The organism is [Zimmermannella] alba NBRC 15616 (assembly GCF_001570905.1).
GTDB lineage: Bacteria > Actinomycetota > Actinomycetes > Actinomycetales > Microbacteriaceae > Pseudoclavibacter > Pseudoclavibacter albus.
Window position 1 is genome coordinate 1 of the sequence record NZ_BCSO01000029.1, and the last position, 511, is coordinate 511.

The 511-nt window shown below is 65.4% G+C and carries 1 protein-coding gene; it reads left to right on the forward strand.

The genetic code is table 11. From position 1 onward, the window contains the following. On the forward strand, positions 1-511 hold a 511-nt coding region (locus ZAL01S_RS09640), incomplete at both ends, for a DUF7507 domain-containing protein (protein WP_455570077.1).

A 511-nucleotide genomic window follows, 5' to 3' on the forward strand; every position in this document is an offset into this window, starting at 1 on the left:
TCAGTCTGAGCCTGCGCAGCCGACTCCGGGTAACCCGGTGCCGGTTCCGACGACGCCGGATGCTTCGAATACGCCGACGGCAACTGCGACTGTTCCGGTCAAGCAGCTGCCGGCGATCCAGATCGACAAGTCGCACGCTGCTCCGGCTGACACGAATGGTGATGGCCGCGTGTCCGCTGGTGACGTCGTGACCTTCGACTTCCAGGTCTCGAACACGGGCAACGTCCCGCTCACGGGCGTCGAGGTGACTGACCCGATGACGGCTCCGGCCGCCATCACGGTCGGGGCTCTCGCCGTGGGTGAGGTGAAGACGGTCTCGGCTGACTACACGCTCACGCAGGCCGACCTCGACGCTGGTGCCATCGCCAACATCGCAACCGTCACGGGCACTGGCACGAACGGCACGACCGTCACGGACAAGGACCCGGATGTCGTGAGCTACGAGCAGCAGCCTGGCCTTCGCGTTGTGAAGAACGGCGCGTACACGCAGGGTGATGGTTCGAAGGTTGGC